Raw genomic sequence first — 16,310 nt, 5'->3', positions numbered from 1 at the left:
CCCCGCGCGCTCGTAGCACCGGCCGAGTGCCGGATATTGACGAAACCTTGTCGAGCAGGGCAATTCTCGTTGACGGGATCCATACAGCCGCACTCCTAGGCTCCGACTCGTGCGCCCTACTCCTTGGCAGAACAGAGAAGTTCGACGCGAGCGGACCGGCTCGGCCGACGGGGCGGTACGGCGTCGACGGAATGAAACGCGGCGCAGCGCCGCGCTCCGCCGAAAGCGGCCGGCAGCCGTGCTCGGCGGGAACTGGGTTCACCTGTTCGTCGCGGTCGGCTGCCTGGTCACCTTGGTTCTGCTGTTCCAGCCGTGGCTGAGCACAGGCACCGGCGGGACGGATGGCGTGATCCGCGCGAATGCCTTCGGCCGCATCCACGTGGCCACGTCCTTGGTCGATCTGTGGGCGCGAGCATCGGTGCCCGGTCCGAAAGCCAGTGGCGCCTGGGGCATCCTCACCGGCGTCGTGATCGTGATCGCCGTGTGCAGTGTGGCGGCCCACATCGTGGCCCGCGCCGAAGTGTTCGCGCATCTGACGCTCGTCGCCACGGTTCTCGTCCCGATCTGCACCATCGCCACCGCGCTCTACCTCAACAGCAAAGGCGACGAACTGACGCGCGTGGTCTCGTATGGGACGGCGCGAGATCCCGGCACTCAGATCGGATTGCTGATCCGCTGGGCCAAGGGGCACGACAACTATCCGGCCCCCGGGTTCCGTCAGGTTTCGTACGCGACTTACAGCCTCACCTGGTCCGCCCTCTGCGCCGTCGTGATCTCACTGCTGTGCGCGATGGCCGTCATCGCGCAGTGGATCCTCCGGTACAAGAGGCGCGTGCGTGCAGGCGACTGAAGTCACGGGGTCCGTGACTCCGCTCAGTCCCGAGCTCGATCGGCCAATCCGGGCCCGACCAGGCGCACCAAACGGTGGTACGCCTCCTCGGCCGAGAGCGGTGGATGCGGCTCCGCGATGGCGCCGAGCAGGCCGACGACACCCCAGGACAGGAACGTCACGGTGGTCGCGAACTCGTCCTCCGGCATCGCCAGCCGATCGCCCAACCGCTCGGCGAGGATCTGCGCGACCATCACCCGCGTGGTGCGCAGCAGCACGGTGCCGCTCTTGCGGCCGAGTAGCGCTCGGTAGATCTCGGGATGCGCGGCGGCCAGCTCGAACAGCGTGCGCACGGGCGCGAGCAGGTCGGGAGCGTCGGCGTCCGGCTCGGCCACGGCCACGCGCAGGTAGTCGGTGCTGCTGCGCAACAGCAGGTCGTCCTTGTCGCGGTAGTGCGCGTAGAACGTCGACCGGCCGACATCGGCGCGAGCCAGAATGTCGCGGACGGTGATCCGGTCGTAGGAGCGTTCGACCATCAGCTCGATCAGCGCCCGGTGCAGCAGGGCCCTGGTGCGGCGGACCCGGCGATCAGCGGTGTCTTGTTCTTCCGGCACGGTGCCTCCCGCACAGATGTCTCGGATGCGTCCGGTTCCGGACGGATTCCGGGATCTTGTCCCTGGTCGGCGGCGCATGCCAGGCCGATCCTGAACTCATGTCCGGAAACGAACTCCAGTCTGCCAGCAATTCGCACGGCGAGGTCGGCGTGCTGCTCACCCAACCGCGCCGCTACCGCTTGCTCAAAGCCGCTTTTCTGCTCGGCCGGGAAGATCGCCTGAACACCCGGCTCGCGGGGCTCGCCCGACCCGGTCCCGGCGCCGACGTGGTCGACATCGGTTGCGGCCCCGGTGATCTCGCGCGTGTGCTGGCCCGCCGCGTCGGCAAAGTCACCGGCGTAGACCCGTCGCCCCAGATGATCGACTACGCGACCGCGCGTAGCCGCGATCTGGCGAACTGCCGATGGGTGCTCGGTGCGGCGCAGTCGCTGCCCCTGCCCGACGCCTCCGCCGACCTGGTGACCTGCACCTTCGCGATGCACCACATCCCCGCGCCGCACCGAGCCGATGCCGTCGCGCAGATGTTCCGGGTGCTGCGACCGGGCGGCCGGTTGTTGCTCGCCGACACCCATCCGACCGACCCGGTCCGCTCCGCCGCTGTGCGCGTCATGGCGCGCTTCGCGGCCCACCGCACCCACGACCACGGTGCTTCTTCGCCGGGCGTCGATATTCGTCAGTATCGAGATCTGCTGCGCGCGAACGGCTTCGAGGCCGTCGAATTCGTCGGGGTACGGCCGGCGACCGGCGTTCTGCTGGCCACCAAGCCATAAGACCGCGCGCGGTTCTCCTGGGTGCGGACAGGACTCCTAGATCAGGTCCTTTTTCGTCATCCAGCGCATGGTCCACCAGCCGCAGAACACCGGAAGCCAGCAGGTGAGCACCCGGTAGAGCAGCACCGAGGGCACCGCGATGTTCGCGGGCAAGCCGAAGGCGGCCAGGCCGCCGATGAGCGCGGCCTCGACCGCGCCGACACCACCCGGGGTCGGCGCGGCCGAGGCCAGGGTGCCGCCGATCATGGTGACGATGGTGACGGTGATGAAGGTGGTGCCGCCGCCGAACGCCTCGACGCTGGCCCACAGCGCGCCGGCGAGGCCGAGGGTGATCGCCGCGCAACCGAGGATGATCACCGCCGAGCGCTTGGGGTCGCGGGCGAGATCGGCGAGCTCACCGAGGACCTCCTGCAGTTGCGGGCGGACCGCGTTGTTCAGCCAGCGGCGCAGTTTCGGCACGAACATGAACGTGCCGACTATGCCGACGCCGACGCCTGCGAGCAGATACAGCACCGTGGCGTCCGGGACGAAGTGGGACAGATCGGTCGAGGTGCCTGCCAGGATGCTGAACGCGAGCAGCAGGCTGAGGTGCGTGATCACCTGCACCGCCTGTTGCAGCGCTACCGCCGCCGTGGCCCGCACCGCGCCGACGCCGCCCTTTTGCAGAAAGCGCACGCTGAGCGCGAGACCACCGACCCGCGCGGGCGTGGTGGTCGCGGCGAAAGTGTTGGCGATCTGCATGATCACCAGGTTGCGGAAGCTCACCGCACCGGATGCGCAGGCCCACAGCGCCGCCGCCGCGCCGATGTAGGTCAGCAGCGAGACCAGGAGACCGAACAGCGCCCACCACCAGTTGGCCGTGCGCAGCTGGGTGAAGAAGGTCGGCACGGCGCTGATGAACGGGTATGCGACGTACACCAAGCCGATCAGCAGCACCAGCTGGATGATCTGGTTGCGGGAGAACCGGGTGATCTGCTCGGCTTCGATCCGGTCCTGCCCGGTCTGTTTGCGCACCTCGTCGCGGGCGGAGGAGAGCGCGGCCTTCCATCCCGGAACCGCTTTGCGGATCCCGGTCGGTATCGCTGATTTGGTCAACCGGCTCGCGGCCGCGAGCACCCGAGTCTCGCCGATCGTTTCGATCGCCGCCCGCACCGCGGGCTCCTTGCCGAAGGTCGCGGTGGTCGTGACCAGCAATTGGGCGATGTCGGATTGCAGTTGCGCGTCCGATGCCCCGTACTCGGCGTTGCCGAAGCCGCCGAACAGCGTGACGCCGTCGGCGACGCGGATATCGATCGGCCGCAGGTCGCCGTGCGAGATCTGTTTCCGCTGCAAGGCGTCGAGCGCCCGCCACACTCCGGGCAGCACGTCGGCGGATTGTTCGGTCAGAGCGGTGCCGCAGGTCTGGGTGCGCGCGTACAACATCCAGCCGCGCGACAGCGCCACCACCGCGACCGGCGTGCAGCTGCCGAGCCCCAGGTCGGCGACGGCGATCGCCATGAGCGCCCGGTGCTCGACCGCCCGATGCATGGAACCGTGAATGGCCGCGGTCTCACTGGAGCGGAACGTGAGCCAGCGCCACAGCTGCCGCAGCGCACCGAAACTACGCTGGTTCTTGCCGAACATCTCGACGACGAGCTCGCGTTCGGGCCCCTCCACGGCCGCGGCGAGCACCAGCGGGCCGCGCCCTGCCGGATGCACCACGGTGAATCCGGTGACCGTGTGTCCACGTCTGGCGAGCACCCGGACGGCCGCGTCGAGGGGCACCTCCAGCGCGGGCGTGCCGACCACGAGCACGATCACGGCGCCGACCAGCCAGCCGACCGCGAGCCCGAACATCGCCCGCGCGGGCACCACGGTGCTGACCACGAGGTGGATCGGCGCGAACGCCAGCAGCAGGAACCACAGCCAGCGCCGCGGACGGACGGGCAACCACGGGCTGGCGACGGTGAGCATCGCGGCGATCATCGCGATCCAGCGGGGATCGTCGAGGAACTGGGACAGGAAGGTGTCCAACCGATCCGGCACTTGCAGATGCCATTTCGGCGCGGACAGCCCGGTGCCGGTGATGGACAACAGCAGCCCGGCGACGGCCCCGGCCGCGGCGTAGCCCGCGAGCAGTTTCCATTGCCTGCCGATGATCAGCTCGATCAGGATCGCGAACGGCAGCGCGAGGATCGCCATGCCGTAGACGAGGTACACCAGGTTCGACTGGTCCGGGTTCAGGAAGCCGACGATATTGGAGACCGAGCGTTCCAGGGCCAGCCATTCCGGGCGGGTGATCAACGACGCCGCGATGACGACCGCCACCCACAGGCTCGCGAGGACGACGCGGATGATGTCGCTCGTGCGCCGGATCAGCGGCTGTAGCAGGCTGCCCGTGACCGGGATCTCTCGCCCGTCCACTCGCATGCTCGCCCGCCTCTCCGGGTACTCAGGCCGTACTGGTTGGGAGCCGCGAGACCCGCGTCGAGGTCTTGCGTCGAGCGCCACTCCTCTTTTGGGCGTACCCGATGAGTTACCCATGTGCGTACGAGATCGGTTGTTACGTTCGCTGCACGATACCGTTCGGCACGCTCGCGGATTCGGCGGTGGTGGCGTGCGGCGACTGTCTGTTGTGTCCTATATCACCATTCTCGATGTTGATCCTCACATTAGTGTCAAGTTCCAGCATGGGGCCATGGACAACGAACTCTTCGGCTACAGCCCGATCGTCGACCGCCCGCCGCTGCGCTGGCCCGGTGACGCCAGGGTCGCGTTCTATGTCGGACTCAATGTCGAGCACTATCAGGTGGACCGTCCGTCCACGAGCATCTTCCCCGGCACCGCGGGGCTCGCGCCCGACCCGTTGAACTACGGCTGGCGCGACTACGGACCGCGGGTGGGCATCTGGCGGTTGATCGAGGTGCTCGACCGGCACGGTATCCGCGCGAGCGCGCTGCTCAACTCGGATGTGGCCGAACACTATCCACAGATCGTGGCGGCGGGGGTGCGACGGGACTGGGCGTGGCTCGCGCACGGGAAGAACAACTCGATCCTCCAGGCGGAGCTTCCGGCGGACGAGGAGCGCGCCTATCTCGCCGACGTGGTCGCCACCATCGAACGAGCCACCGGACGCAAGCCGCGCGGCTGGATGGGGCCCGCCCTCACCGAGTCGTTCCGGACCCCCGCGCTGCTGGCCGAACTCGGCCTCGGATACGTCCTCGACTGGACCAACGACGACCAGCCCTATCCGCTGTCGGTACCCGGCCTGCTCAGCGTCCCCTACTCGGTCGAACTCAACGACAACACGCTGTTTCTGGGAAAAGCCACCAGCGGACCGGACTTCGTGCGGATCGTCCGCGATCAGCTCGACCAGCTCTACGCCGAATCGGCCGACAGCGGGCGCGTCATGGCGCTGGCGCTGCACCCGTTCGTGATCGGGCAGGCGTTCCGGATCAAGTACCTCGACCAGGCGCTCGAGTACGTGGCGACCCACCCGGGAGTGTGGCTGACCACCAGCGACGAGATCGCCGAGCACTACGCCGGTGCGTCGGAGCTTGCCGTATCCGCGCGAGCCGAAGACGATCGGGTCAGGTAACCGATGCTCGGGAGGCGGAGATGGCTGCGCAGGACCAGGGACGAGAACAGGACCTCACCGGAAAGACAGTGGTGGTGACCGGCGCGAGCTCGGGCATCGGCGCCGCCGCGGCGCAGCGGCTCGCCGCGCGCGGCGCCACCGTCGCGGTGGTCGGCCGGTCACCGGAGCGGACCGCCGAGGTGGCGGCGAAAGCAGGCGCGACGCCGTTCGTCGCCGATTTCGCTCGCCTCGACGACGTGCGCAAGCTGGCAGGCCGGCTGCTCGACCGGTACCCCACGATCGACGTGCTGGCCAACAACGCGGGCGGCGCGTGGCCCGAGCGGACCGTGACCGAGGACGGCAACGAACTCACCTTCCAGGTCAATCACCTGTCGCCGTTCCTGCTGACGAACCTGCTGCTGGAGCGCTTGACCCAGGCCGAGGCCAGGGTGGTGAACACCGCGAGCACGACCTACCGGATGGCGAAACTCGACCTGGACACGGCCAACGCGGCGAAGGGCTCGTTCAACCAGCTCGGCGCGTACGGTACGTCGAAACTGGCGAACATCCTGTTCACCCGGGAATTGGCCCGCCGCACCGAGGGCACCGGGATCACCACCGTGGCCTTTCATCCCGGCGCGGTCGCCACCCACGTCTACGACAACGCCCCGTTCGGCCTCGGCCGGTTCATCCGGTCTCCGCTGGGGCGCCCGTTCTTCATCCAGCCGGACAAGGGCGCCGAGCCGCTGATTCACCTGGCCACCCGCGCCGACGGCGCGGCGATCAACGGGCAGTACTTCCACCGGTTCGAGCTGGAGCAACCGCGCAACAAGCAGGCGGTCGACGCCGAACTCGCGCGCCGGCTCTGGACGCTTTCCGAGCAGGCCACCGGGCTCGCGATCAGCGAATAGTCCGGCCGTTCACGGCTCGGCGTCGGCGAGCCGGAGGGAGCTGCCGTCCATCCGGTCCGGTTCGACGCCGACCCCGTACACCCCGCCGGACACCTCGCCCGCGTCCAACTCGACGATCGCCCGCGCGACTCGCTCGGTGGGGACCAGCACGGGAAATGTGGTGGGCGCGATGGCGTTCACGCGCACCCCGAACTCGGCGAACTCGGCCGCGAGATTGCGCGTCAGCTGATCGAGCGCGGCCTTCGACGCGGAGTACAGGGTCTGTCCCGGGTAGACCTTCGAGCCGGAGATGCTGGAGACATTGACGATGTTGCGGTTGCGCGTGCGATTCTCGGGGCCCGCGTGCAGCCACGACCGCTGTGCCAGGCGTGCCGAAAGGCGCAGCGGCACCGCCACGTTGAGCGAGAAATGGGGATCGAAGTCGTCCAGCGCCGCATCGCCGTCGACGATGCCGCGCGGGTGCAGCCGGACGTGCGCAGCGTTGTTCACCAGCAGGTCGACCCGGCCGAACCGGGCCAGCGCGAGGTCGACCACCCGTTCCACCTCGCCCGGCTGGGTGAGATCGGACCGGACCACGAAGACCCGGGAATCGTTCTCCGGCACCGCCGCGTCCGGCGCCAGCGGATCGACATACCACTCCAGCTGCGACGGCGCCGCGGGCGTGCGCGTACGGCACACGGCGACGATGTCGTAGTCGCGATAGTAGGCCTGGCAGAACGCGTCGCCCAGCGTGCCGCCGGCCCCGGTGAGCAGGCAGACGCGGCGGTCACCACTGGACAATGCGGTCTCCTCCCCAGCGCCGTTCGGCGTCGGCTCTGGTGCGATGCACCCACATCACCACGCTGCTGCGACCTCTGGCGTTGTTGCCCGCGAACGTGTGCCAGCTGCGCGGGGTGACCTCGAACAGCACGAGCGAATTGTCCAGCGGGGGAACGAGCGCCACCGACGGCAGCGCGGCTGCGTCGGCGACGTGGTCATACAGCGCGGTCTCGCCGCCGTCGCCGGGTTCCCAGCCGGAATTGCCCAGATAGAACAGCACCGCGACGGCGCGGACGGTCTCGCGGGCGACGACGCCGGGGGCGCGTGCTCCGGTCTTGGTGTGGACGGCGCCGTCGGGCAACCGGACTTCGCCGGGACGGGGCGGGGGCCCTGGGAACCAGGCCGGGTCGAGGTCGTTGTGCGGCCGGCCGAACGGGCTGCCCGGCCCGTGATGGTGGATCGACCCTTCGACGTCACCGGTCGCTTCGACGCCGCCGAGCCGGGCCACCAGGTCGTGCCATTCGCGCGTGGCGAACACCGCGAGCGGACCGTCGAGCAGGTCGGCGAATCGGATCCCGTCGGCGCTGTAGCCGTCGGCGACGGTGACGAACAGGTCGGGGCGCTCCCTCCGCACCCGTTCCAGCTGTTCGGCCAGCCGCTGGTAGAACTCGGGGACGAAGACGTCGCGGGCGTACACGTGCGGGAACGGCCTGCTGCGCCGGACCCAGCGCCGATGGGCGAACAACTGCGCGAACCACTGCGGAACCGGTGGTGTCGCGAGCTCCGGCTCGGTCGTCACCATTACTCCCTCCCGGTCGAACCTCCGTGATCATATTGCCCGCACCCCGCGGCCCGGTCGCCGCGCTGCGAGGATCACCGGGTGAGCCGTGATCTGCGTGTGTGTTTCGTCGGAGATTCGTTCGTCGCCGGTGTCGGTGACCCTGGTTTTCTCGGATGGGCAGGCAGGCTCGCGGCCGCGGCGCACGCGTCGGGCGTCCCGCTGACCGCCTACAACCTCGGGGTGCGCAGGCAGACCTCGACCGCGATCCTGCGGCGCTTCCGCGCCGAATGCGCACCCCGCCTGCCCGAGGGTGTGGACGCCAGGGTCGTCCTGTCGTTCGGCGTGAACGACACCATGCACGAGAACGGCGGCCCGCGGGTGGCCCCGGACGAGTCGGTCGCCAATCTGAGCGCTCTGCTGGCCCAGGCCGCGGAGCAGGGCTGGCCGGTGCTGATGGTCGCCCCGCCGCCGATCGTGGAGGCGGGGCACAACGCCCGCACCGCCGCGCTCGACGAGCGGTTCGCGCGGGTCTGCGCCGAGTCCGGGGTCCCGTACGTGCGCGTGCATCTGCCATTGCGCGACAACGCGGTGTGGGCTGCCGAGGTTCGCGCGGGCGACGGGGCTCATCCCGGCGCCGCGGGTTACGAGGAGATCGCCGCACTCATCGCGCCCGAGTGGCGCGCGTGGCTGGCGAGGTGATGCGTTGTTTCGCGAACGGCTGACAGAGGGGTACCGACAATTTCCGTACTGTCTGAGACGATGGTGGCGAATTGTCGCTTTCGAACCAACCCGGTCGCAGCTTCAGCGAATCCTATTGTGGTGCAATGCGGGTGAATTCAACCGATCGGTAGGCCGCGCTTACCCGTCCCTTCACGCCGCCTCCGCGCGGTGTCCAGGTCGACCGTCGCCGAAACGATTTCCGACGGTGTCTCCGGAGTGAACGCTTCGCTCAATTCCGGCACCCATCGGACGATTTCGTCACGATAAGGCCCTTCGGTCTCCAGCTGACCGAGCACGCCCACCAGTGTGAGAAACGAGCGGGCGAACGGCGTGAAATAGGCGGGCATGGTCATCTGGCGCACCACGTTGGTCAGCCGAGGATTCGTGGTGCGCAGCACTTGCCGACGCAACCAGCCCGTGGTCAGGCGATACGTGTTGTGCCGCAACGGCTCGCCGCACGGGGTGATCGCCGCGTAGAGCGCCTCGCTGTCGACAGCCCGTCCGTTCTCGACGAAACCGTGCCTGCGCGTAGCCGCGGCCAGATCGCCCGGCCCGCCGCGGAAGATCGCCTTGCAGCAGTCGAGCGTGAGATCGCCGAAACCCGCGGGCGGCCAAGCGCAGCACGCGCCGAAATCCACCACGCCGAGCCGCCCGTCGGGCAGTACCCGGAAGTTGCCGGGATGCGGGTCGGCGTACAGCAGGCCGTGCCGGCCCCAGCCGCGCGTCACGAAGCGGACCATCAACATGCCCACCCGGTCGCGTTCGGCTTGCGTGCCGGAGGCGACGACGCGCGGGACCGGTGTGCCGTCGATCCATTCGCTGATCAGCACGTCACCTTGCTGGGCGACGACATTCGGCACGTAGAAGTCCGGATCGCCGGCATAGGCCGCGGCGAAAGCCCTCTGGTGGTTCGCCTCCGCCGCGTAGTCGAGTTCCCCGGTGACCGATACGCAGATCGCTTCGGTCACCGCGTCCACGTCCGCGCCGGGCAGGAATACGGTTGCGAGGTAGGAGATCCGGCGCAGGTGGTCGAGATCGCGAGCCACCGCCTGCCTGCCGCCGGGATACATCACTTTGACCGCGACCGGCCTGCCGTCGTGCCAGACCGCGCGGTGCACCTGCCCGAGCGAGGCCGCCGCGGCGCGTCGGTCGTCGAATTCGCGGAAGTTCGCACGCCACTGCGCGCCAAGGCTTTCGGCCATGGCGGCGTGCACCGCGGGCGGGAGCATCGCGGGCGCGGCGTCCTGGAGCCTGCCGAGCGCGATCCGGTACGGCTCGGCCACCTCCGGCGGCAGCGCCAGCTCGTAGATGGCCAGCAGCTGCCCCAGTTTCGCGGCGCAACCTTTGAGTTCGCCGAGCACCTCGAAGATGTGCTGCGCGGTGCGCAGCTGGATGTCGCGATTGACTTCTTCGGCCGATCTGCCCAATGCGCGCTTGCCGAGCCCCGCGGCATGCCGCCCGGCGAACGCCATCGGAAGCGCGGCGAGTTTCGCACCGCGAACAGCGCCGTGAACAGGAGGTTTACCATGGGACCGCGATGCGAAAAGCCGGGATCGCTTGCCCGCGGCCCCCTCCTCGGGGCGCTCTCCGATGGGCCGGATGGTCATGCCTCACCTCACAGTCGCGCGCACAAGTGTGACACAGGTGCAGTACCGCACAGTAGGGCTTAGACTGTCTGGGACGTGTTCGAAACCAGTCGAAAGGTGACTTCGATGGGATCCCAGACGGTGGTCGCCGACGTTGCCGACGAGCTGGCGCGCCGGGTTGCCGCGGGGGAATATCAGCCGGGGGATCTCATGCCGTCGGTGCGTCAGGTCGCCGAGGAATTCAATATGAACCGCGCGACCGCGCAGCTGACCCTGGGTCGGCTGGAGTCGTACGGCTTCGTCGAAGCCCGGCGCGGCAAGGGATTCACGATCCGCGATGTCCGGGAAGCGGGCGGGGTGGACGTGTACCGCCAGCTGTTCCGCTTCTCGATTCCCATGCCCGACATCGCGATGGAGATGTTCCGCGACATCGTCGACGTCGAGCGCAATCTCGTACTCGAAGCACTGCTCGCCTACACCGGTGGCGCACAGCGGATCGATTCCGCCGAACTGAAATCCACCATCGATGAACTCGAAGCCATAGCGCGTCAGCATGATCCGGATCTGCGCCGGCTCTTGGCGCTCGAGGTGGCGTTGGTACGCAGGTTGCTGACCGCGCTCGGGCTCCCCATGCAGCGCGCGATCTTGAACTCGATCGGCGAGACGGTGCTCGAGGTGCCGGAGGCGGTCGAGGCGTACTTCGCCGGCGCGCCGGATCTCCATGTCCTGGTGTGGCGTGCGCTGGCCGCGGTGTGGGATTCCGGCTCCGGGCCGAGCGAGGCGCAGCTGGCGCTGTTCGAGGATCTCTTCGGCATGTACCACGAGAAGGTGATCGCGCGCTTCGAGGAATTGGTGGTCGGCGTCGAGGAGGGCGCCGACGAGAACCGGGCCGTCACCGCTTAGTCGTTTCGTACACCGCACGACCCGTCTGAGACGATTTTGTGCGACCTCGCGAAACCGATCCGCTCACCGGGTGGAAATCGATCAGCTCGCTCGGTGCTCCGCTCAAATCTGTCCCAGACGGTGGTCGGTGCAAAGGGGATGAAACGGTCCTGTCAGGCGCGGGTCCGGACTGCCGCGAACGACGGCGCCCGCGACGAAATCGTCTCCGCCGCAGACCATCACCGGCGTGGCGCCGAGTCCTTCTGTGCCCGGGTTCGGTTCGGCGGCCGCACCGGCGTAGAGGTGGCCGTCTCTGCGCCGGTGCGATCGTCCCGGACTCGACCGGATGGATGCCGCGGCCCTGCCGCGGGCATCGCAGTCCCGGTGGTGATGCCCGGACTCAGGCCCCGCCGTTGAGCTTGTTGAGGCGCTCGCACGCCTCGACGTACTCCTGGATCAGGCGGTTGACCACGTCGGCGGAACGCTCCACGCGGTTCATCATGCCGACGATCTGGCCGACCGGGTTGAAGTTGACGTCCTTGGCGGCCTCCGGGTAGCGGTGTCCGCGCTTGACGCCATCCAGCGCGACCATCATCTGCAGCGGCATCGGCAGCGGGTCCGGGGTGTCGGCCTGCTCCCACGCGGCGGTCCAATCGTTGCGCAGCATGCGGGCGGGCTTGCCGGTCCAGGCGCGCGATCGGACGGTGTCGTGGCTGGTTGCGTCGATGTAGGTCTGCATCTGGGCGGGCGGCACGTTGGCTTCCTCGACGGTCAGCCACACCGAGCCGGTCCACGCGCCCGCGGCGCCCATTGCCATCGCGGCGGCCACCTGGCGGCCGTTGCCGATGCCGCCCGCGGCCAGCACCGGCAGGTCACCGACGGCGTCGATCACCTGCGGCCACAGCACCATCGAGGACACCTCGCCGCAGTGGCCGCCGCCCTCGGTGCCCTGGCAGACCACGAAGTCGAGACCCGCCCGCTTGTGGTTGAGGGCGTGCTTGACCGAACCGCACAGCGCGCCGATCAGCCTGCCGGAGTCCTGCACCTGCTTGATCACGTCCTCGGGCGGGGTGCCGAGGGCGTTGGCGACCAGCTTGGCCTTCGGATGCCGCAGAATCACCTCCACCTGCGGGCCCGCGGTGGTGGCGGTCCAGCCGAGCAGCTGGTTGTGGTGCTCGTCCTCGGGCAGCTTGGGCACGCCGTGGTCGGCGAGGATCTTCTCGGCGAAGTCGCGGTGCTCCTGCGGGACGAGCTCGGCCAGCTTGGCTTCCAGCTCCTCCGGGCTCAGGCCGTCGATGCCCTTGCCTTCGTACTTGGACGGAATCACCAGGTCGACGCCGTATACGCCCTGCACGTGCTCGTCCAGCCAGGCCAGCTCGACCTCGAGCTGCTCGGCGGTGAAGCCCACGGCGCCGAGCACGCCGAGTCCGCCCGCGTTGCTGACCGCGGCCGCCACATCGCGGCAGTGGGTGAAGGCGAAGATGGGAAATTCGATCCCGAGCCGTTCGCAGATTTCGGTACGCATGGCGTGCTGGTCTCCCTAACTGCTCCGCCGCGAACGGCGCGGCGCAGATGTACTAGAACGAGTTGCATAAGAAGCACCGAGTGCGGCCTGGTCGCCGCGCGTCGAGTCGGCCGCGAGCCGCTGATATCGCCATGAAGCGACCGCGGCGTCCTCGACTGGCCGGTGCACCATGCATCGACAGTAACACGTTCTAGTTTTCTGGGAAATGCGCTTCCGCGTCAGGCGATGGCCCGCTCCAGTTCGGCGAGCGACTCCTCCAGGTGATCGAGCAGGCGGGGCAATTGCGGCACACTGCGGCGGCAGCCGACCACGCCGAAATCGAGGTTGCCCGCGTTGGAGGTGAGCGTGATGTTCACCGCCTGGCCGTCGAACGGGATCGACAACGGATAACTCGCGTCCAGACGCGCCCCGTTCCAGTACATGGGCTCGCGCGGTCCCGGGACGTTCGAGATGACGATGTTGAAGGTCGGATTGGTCCACGGGATCAGCGCGGGCACCAGGTTGAGGGCCAGCGGGCTCAGCATCAGCGCCGACAGCGCCATCGTCTGGTTGCACGACAGCGTGCGGTAGACATCCTTGCCGTCGCGCATCGACGCGGCGACCACCTGGAGGCGATCCAGCGCGTCGGCGATGTCAGTGCCGAGGTTGCACAGCACCGCGCCGACCTTCACCCCATTGGTCTCGTCGTCGTCCTCGGCGCGCAGCGACATCGGCACCATCGCGACCAATGGCTTGTCCGGCAGCGCGTCTCGCTCGAGCAGGTAGCGCCGCAGCGCGCCCGCCGACATGGTGAGCACCACGTCGTTGAGCGTCGACCCGGTCGCCTTCTTGACCTGCTGCAACCGTTCCAGCGGCCAGGACCGGACCACCGCACGGCGCGCGCCGCCGATCGGAACGTTGAACATGGTGCGCGGGGCCGCGAACGGCAGGGTCAGCTGCTGCCGCGTCAGGGCGGTGCGGGCCGCGCGCAGCACGGATGCGCCGGACGTGGCCGCCGAGATCAGATTTCGCGCGGTGCCCCCCGCGCCGGATGCCGAGCTGCGCCTGCCCCGCGGCAGGTGCCACGGCACCCGCGTGGAGCCGGAGGACGGATCGCTGGTCAACGTGCGCCGCAGCAGGCGCTGGGCGGAGACGCCGTCGATCAACGCGTGATGCATCTTCGAGTACAGCGCGAACCTGCCGTCGGCGAGCCCCTCGATCAGATGGAACTCCCACAGCGGCCGATGCCGGTCCAGCAAACTGCTGTGCAGCCCGGAGGCCAGCTCGACGAGCTGGTCCATGCGTCCGGGGCCGGGCACCGCCAGTCGTCGTACGTGATAATCGAGTTCCACGTGCTCGGCCCGCGTCCATGCCATCTGCGGGGAGCCGAAGATCGTCGCGGGATGTTTGCGGAAGGTCGGGTCGACGTCGGTGTTCCGTAAGAGTTTGTCGTGGACCTGCGCGGCGAAGTCATCCCCCGCGCCTTCCGGTGGCTCGAACAGTTGCAGCGAACCGACATGCATCGGCTGTTCCCGGGATTCGGCGAGCAAGAAGACGGCATCGACCGGCGCGATGAATTCCATGATGAGTCGCCCCCTGACGACATGGTGAAGATGTTCGGAGTTCGAATCGACCACGTTGTCGGCGGGCCCGCGCAGCCATGAAACCGCCGCGACATGACAAACCTACCCGGACGGGATGGACCGCGTTCGGCGAATCACCGAACCTTCGAAGCCAGCAGGTAGGCCTGCCCGAACCGCTCGTCGGGACCGGGCTCGCGCACCATGCGGGCGATCATCGCGAACCCGGCGGCGCCGAGCAGACGCGCCAGGCGTTTCGGCGCCCACCGGTAGGCCCGAGTCACCTTGTGGTCGAAGGCTTCCACCGCATCGGGCAGGTCGGCCGTCTGGAAAGCCAGCAACACGTGCCCTTTACTCGCGAGTACCCGATGAAACTCGTTCAACACGTGGGGCACGCGATCCGGTGGCGTGTGAATCAACGAATACCACGCCACGACACCGCCGAGCGCCTCGTTGCCGATCGGTAGCTCCTCCACGGAACCTTGCGCGAAGGACAGCTGTGGATATTCCGAGCGGGCCAGTTCCACCATGCGCGGCGACAGATCGATGCCGAACACCCGCGCCCCCAACGACGCGAGGTGGCCGGTGATCCGTCCCGGCCCGCAGCCGAGATCGGCGATCGGTCCGGAGCCGTTGCCCGCCACCGATTCCACGAACGCGCCGAGCATCGCCCGGTCGAGCACCGCACCGGCGAGGTGGTTGCGGAAGAGCTCGGTGTAGAGCTCGGCGATCTCGTCGTAGGCGGCGCGGGTGGTCGCCACATCGGAGCGTTCGTCTGCGAAGTCGTCGGTCGGATCCAGCACCCCGAAGAGCGTATTACCTACTCACTCCCCCGGTTCGAAGGCCTGGGCGACGGCGAGACTGTCCTCGTAGACGTGATGCCGGGTGATCAGACCGTTCCGCACCGTCAGATGCAGAGCGAACCGGGCGCGATAGGCGCGGCCGGTGGGGCGCGCGGTCTGCCGGATCTCGCCGAGCACCACGGCGTCCGCACCGTCGACGAGCACCCGTTCGACACGCGTGGCCACCTCCTCGGGCACATGGTGTTCGGCGATCGAGCGGTAATGATCGGCGGCGTCGGCGCGGGTGTGACGGTGCCGGATCCATGGCGTCGCCGCGCGGCCGTGCTCCGCCTCCGGCCAATCGAGCCGCCAATCGGCGTCCTCGGCGTACAACTCGGCGACGGCTTCCGGATCCCCGGAACCGATCCGCCGCAACAACTCTTCGACCACCGTTCGAGTGGCGGGCACGGTGCTTGACACAAGAGGTCCTTTCGGAGCGACACCGCGCGATCGCAACGGCGCATACCCGATTCTCGGCGAGCTCGCGCCCCGTGGCGATTACCTCTCGGGTAATGGAGCGGCTGCCTCGGGCGCGGCGGGCATCGCCGATCCCTCCCGCGCCGCCTTGTCGCGACTGCCCGCGGTTCCGAGCACCGAACCGATGATGACCAGCGGAAAGCCGATCGCCATGCCCGCGGTCAGCGGCTCGTCTAGCGCCGTGACGCCGAGCAGGATCGCCACCGCCGGATTGATGTAGGTGATCACCGTCGCACGGGCGGGACCGATCTCGGCGATCAGCGCGAAGAAGAACAGGAACGCCGCGGCCGTGCAGATCACCGCGAGACCGAGCACCGACCAGGCCGCGTCGGCGGGGATCCGCACCGGCCACAGGAAGCCGGCGAACGGCGCGTAGATCGCCGCCGCGAGCAGCAGCGACCCGGTCACCACGCCGAGCGGAGGCAGATCGGCCAGCGCGCGGTTGATTACGATCGGGCCCACCGCGTAGCCGATCGTGGTCAAGCCGATCGCCGCGATC

16 protein-coding genes are annotated in these 16,310 nt (G+C 68.6%); 6 read left to right on the top strand and 10 right to left on the bottom strand.

Annotated elements, in window-relative coordinates; genetic code table 11:
• Positions 1–238: 238 nt before the first annotated feature.
• Positions 239–850 (top strand): hypothetical protein, encoded by a 612-nt coding sequence (locus tag NNI01S_RS01995; protein WP_063016883.1) that lies wholly within the window; start codon positions 239–241, stop codon positions 848–850.
• A 23-nt stretch (positions 851–873) separates the two neighbouring features.
• On the opposite strand, the gene NNI01S_RS01990 is transcribed toward NNI01S_RS01995, so the two are convergent.
• On the bottom strand, positions 874–1,443 hold the full coding sequence (locus NNI01S_RS01990; RefSeq protein WP_063016881.1) for a TetR/AcrR family transcriptional regulator: 570 nt from the start codon (positions 1,441–1,443) through the stop codon (positions 874–876).
• A 98-nt stretch (positions 1,444–1,541) separates the two neighbouring features.
• Between NNI01S_RS01990 and NNI01S_RS01985 the strand changes: the two genes are divergently transcribed.
• Positions 1,542–2,213: a class I SAM-dependent methyltransferase gene (locus NNI01S_RS01985; protein ID WP_063016879.1), complete on the top strand. Its 672-nt coding sequence runs from the start codon at positions 1,542–1,544 to the stop codon at positions 2,211–2,213.
• Between the two features lie 36 nt (positions 2,214–2,249).
• Here the strand turns inward: NNI01S_RS01985 and NNI01S_RS01980 are convergent, their stop codons facing one another.
• Complete coding sequence (locus tag NNI01S_RS01980; protein ID WP_063016877.1) at positions 2,250–4,622, bottom strand: lysylphosphatidylglycerol synthase transmembrane domain-containing protein; 2,373 nt, start codon at positions 4,620–4,622, stop codon at positions 2,250–2,252.
• Positions 4,623–4,890: 268 nt separating this feature from the next.
• Here NNI01S_RS01980 and NNI01S_RS01975 point away from each other — a divergent pair, with 268 nt between their 5' ends.
• Positions 4,891–5,790: a polysaccharide deacetylase family protein gene (locus NNI01S_RS01975; protein ID WP_063016875.1), complete on the top strand. Its 900-nt coding sequence runs from the start codon at positions 4,891–4,893 to the stop codon at positions 5,788–5,790.
• A 20-nt stretch (positions 5,791–5,810) separates the two neighbouring features.
• Positions 5,811–6,680, top strand: coding sequence for an SDR family NAD(P)-dependent oxidoreductase (locus NNI01S_RS01970; RefSeq protein ID WP_063016873.1), 870 nt, complete (start codon positions 5,811–5,813; stop codon positions 6,678–6,680).
• 9 nt (positions 6,681–6,689) lie between these two features.
• Here NNI01S_RS01970 and NNI01S_RS01965 read toward each other — a convergent pair whose 3' ends face one another.
• Positions 6,690–7,460 carry an SDR family NAD(P)-dependent oxidoreductase gene (locus NNI01S_RS01965; RefSeq protein WP_063016871.1) on the bottom strand — a complete coding sequence of 257 codons (771 nt, stop codon included), beginning with the start codon at positions 7,458–7,460 and terminating at the stop codon, positions 6,690–6,692.
• Entirely contained in the window at positions 7,447–8,241 is a 795-nt protein-coding gene (locus NNI01S_RS01960) for a 2OG-Fe(II) oxygenase family protein (protein WP_063016869.1), read from the bottom strand. Before NNI01S_RS01960 ends, NNI01S_RS01965 begins: the two co-directional genes overlap by 14 nt.
• Positions 8,242–8,319: 78 nt before the next feature.
• Between NNI01S_RS01960 and NNI01S_RS01955 the strand changes: the two genes are divergently transcribed.
• The gene (locus NNI01S_RS01955; protein ID WP_063016867.1) at positions 8,320–8,919 is read left to right on the top strand and encodes a GDSL-type esterase/lipase family protein; all 600 of its coding nucleotides are present in this window, start codon (positions 8,320–8,322) and stop codon (positions 8,917–8,919) included.
• 137 nt (positions 8,920–9,056) lie between these two features.
• Here the strand turns inward: NNI01S_RS01955 and NNI01S_RS01950 are convergent, their stop codons facing one another.
• On the bottom strand, positions 9,057–10,547 hold the full coding sequence (locus NNI01S_RS01950; RefSeq protein ID WP_245675941.1) for an ABC1 kinase family protein: 1,491 nt from the start codon (positions 10,545–10,547) through the stop codon (positions 9,057–9,059).
• A 105-nt stretch (positions 10,548–10,652) separates the two neighbouring features.
• Between NNI01S_RS01950 and NNI01S_RS01945 the strand changes: the two genes are divergently transcribed.
• Positions 10,653–11,429: a FadR/GntR family transcriptional regulator gene (locus NNI01S_RS01945; RefSeq protein WP_063016865.1), complete on the top strand. Its 777-nt coding sequence runs from the start codon at positions 10,653–10,655 to the stop codon at positions 11,427–11,429.
• A 379-nt stretch (positions 11,430–11,808) separates the two neighbouring features.
• On the opposite strand, the gene NNI01S_RS01940 is transcribed toward NNI01S_RS01945, so the two are convergent.
• The 5 genes from NNI01S_RS01940 to NNI01S_RS01920 all read right to left on the bottom strand — a co-directional run.
• The gene (locus tag NNI01S_RS01940; protein WP_063016864.1) at positions 11,809–12,933 is read right to left on the bottom strand and encodes an NAD(P)H-dependent flavin oxidoreductase; all 1,125 of its coding nucleotides are present in this window, start codon (positions 12,931–12,933) and stop codon (positions 11,809–11,811) included.
• A gap of 218 nt (positions 12,934–13,151) precedes the next feature.
• Positions 13,152–14,495, bottom strand: a complete 1,344-nt coding sequence (locus NNI01S_RS01935; protein WP_063016863.1) for a WS/DGAT/MGAT family O-acyltransferase — start codon at positions 14,493–14,495, stop codon at positions 13,152–13,154.
• A 134-nt stretch (positions 14,496–14,629) separates the two neighbouring features.
• A complete protein-coding gene (locus NNI01S_RS01930; protein WP_218019150.1) occupies positions 14,630–15,295 on the bottom strand; it encodes a class I SAM-dependent DNA methyltransferase in 666 nt (221 codons plus the stop codon).
• Positions 15,296–15,316: 21 nt separating this feature from the next.
• Complete coding sequence (locus tag NNI01S_RS01925) at positions 15,317–15,754, bottom strand: nuclear transport factor 2 family protein (RefSeq protein WP_063016862.1); 438 nt, start codon at positions 15,752–15,754, stop codon at positions 15,317–15,319.
• 78 nt (positions 15,755–15,832) lie between these two features.
• Positions 15,833–16,310: EamA family transporter (locus NNI01S_RS01920; protein WP_157114553.1), on the bottom strand; the 478-nt coding region annotated here is incomplete at its 5' end.

It is taken from the genome of Nocardia niwae NBRC 108934 = DSM 45340, from assembly GCF_001613465.1.
Lineage (GTDB): Bacteria > Actinomycetota > Actinomycetes > Mycobacteriales > Mycobacteriaceae > Nocardia > Nocardia niwae.
This window is presented reverse-complemented; position numbering and strand designations above follow the sequence as displayed.

Excerpts from the sequence above, each read along its gene's own strand:
- NNI01S_RS01985 (WP_063016879.1), top strand. The coding sequence starts at position 1,542 with ATGTCCGGAAACGAACTCCAGTCTGCCAGCAATTCGCACGGCGAGGTC.
- NNI01S_RS01980 (WP_063016877.1), bottom strand. The coding sequence starts at position 4,622 with ATGCGAGTGGACGGGCGAGAGATCCCGGTCACGGGCAGCCTGCTACAG.
- NNI01S_RS01975 (WP_063016875.1), top strand. The coding sequence starts at position 4,891 with ATGGACAACGAACTCTTCGGCTACAGCCCGATCGTCGACCGCCCGCCG.
- NNI01S_RS01970 (WP_063016873.1), top strand. The coding sequence starts at position 5,811 with ATGGCTGCGCAGGACCAGGGACGAGAACAGGACCTCACCGGAAAGACA.
- NNI01S_RS01960 (WP_063016869.1), bottom strand. The coding sequence starts at position 8,241 with ATGGTGACGACCGAGCCGGAGCTCGCGACACCACCGGTTCCGCAGTGG.
- NNI01S_RS01950 (WP_245675941.1), bottom strand. The coding sequence starts at position 10,547 with ATGACCATCCGGCCCATCGGAGAGCGCCCCGAGGAGGGGGCCGCGGGC.
- NNI01S_RS01945 (WP_063016865.1), top strand. The coding sequence starts at position 10,653 with ATGGGATCCCAGACGGTGGTCGCCGACGTTGCCGACGAGCTGGCGCGC.
- NNI01S_RS01940 (WP_063016864.1), bottom strand. The coding sequence starts at position 12,933 with ATGCGTACCGAAATCTGCGAACGGCTCGGGATCGAATTTCCCATCTTC.
- NNI01S_RS01935 (WP_063016863.1), bottom strand. The coding sequence starts at position 14,495 with ATGGAATTCATCGCGCCGGTCGATGCCGTCTTCTTGCTCGCCGAATCC.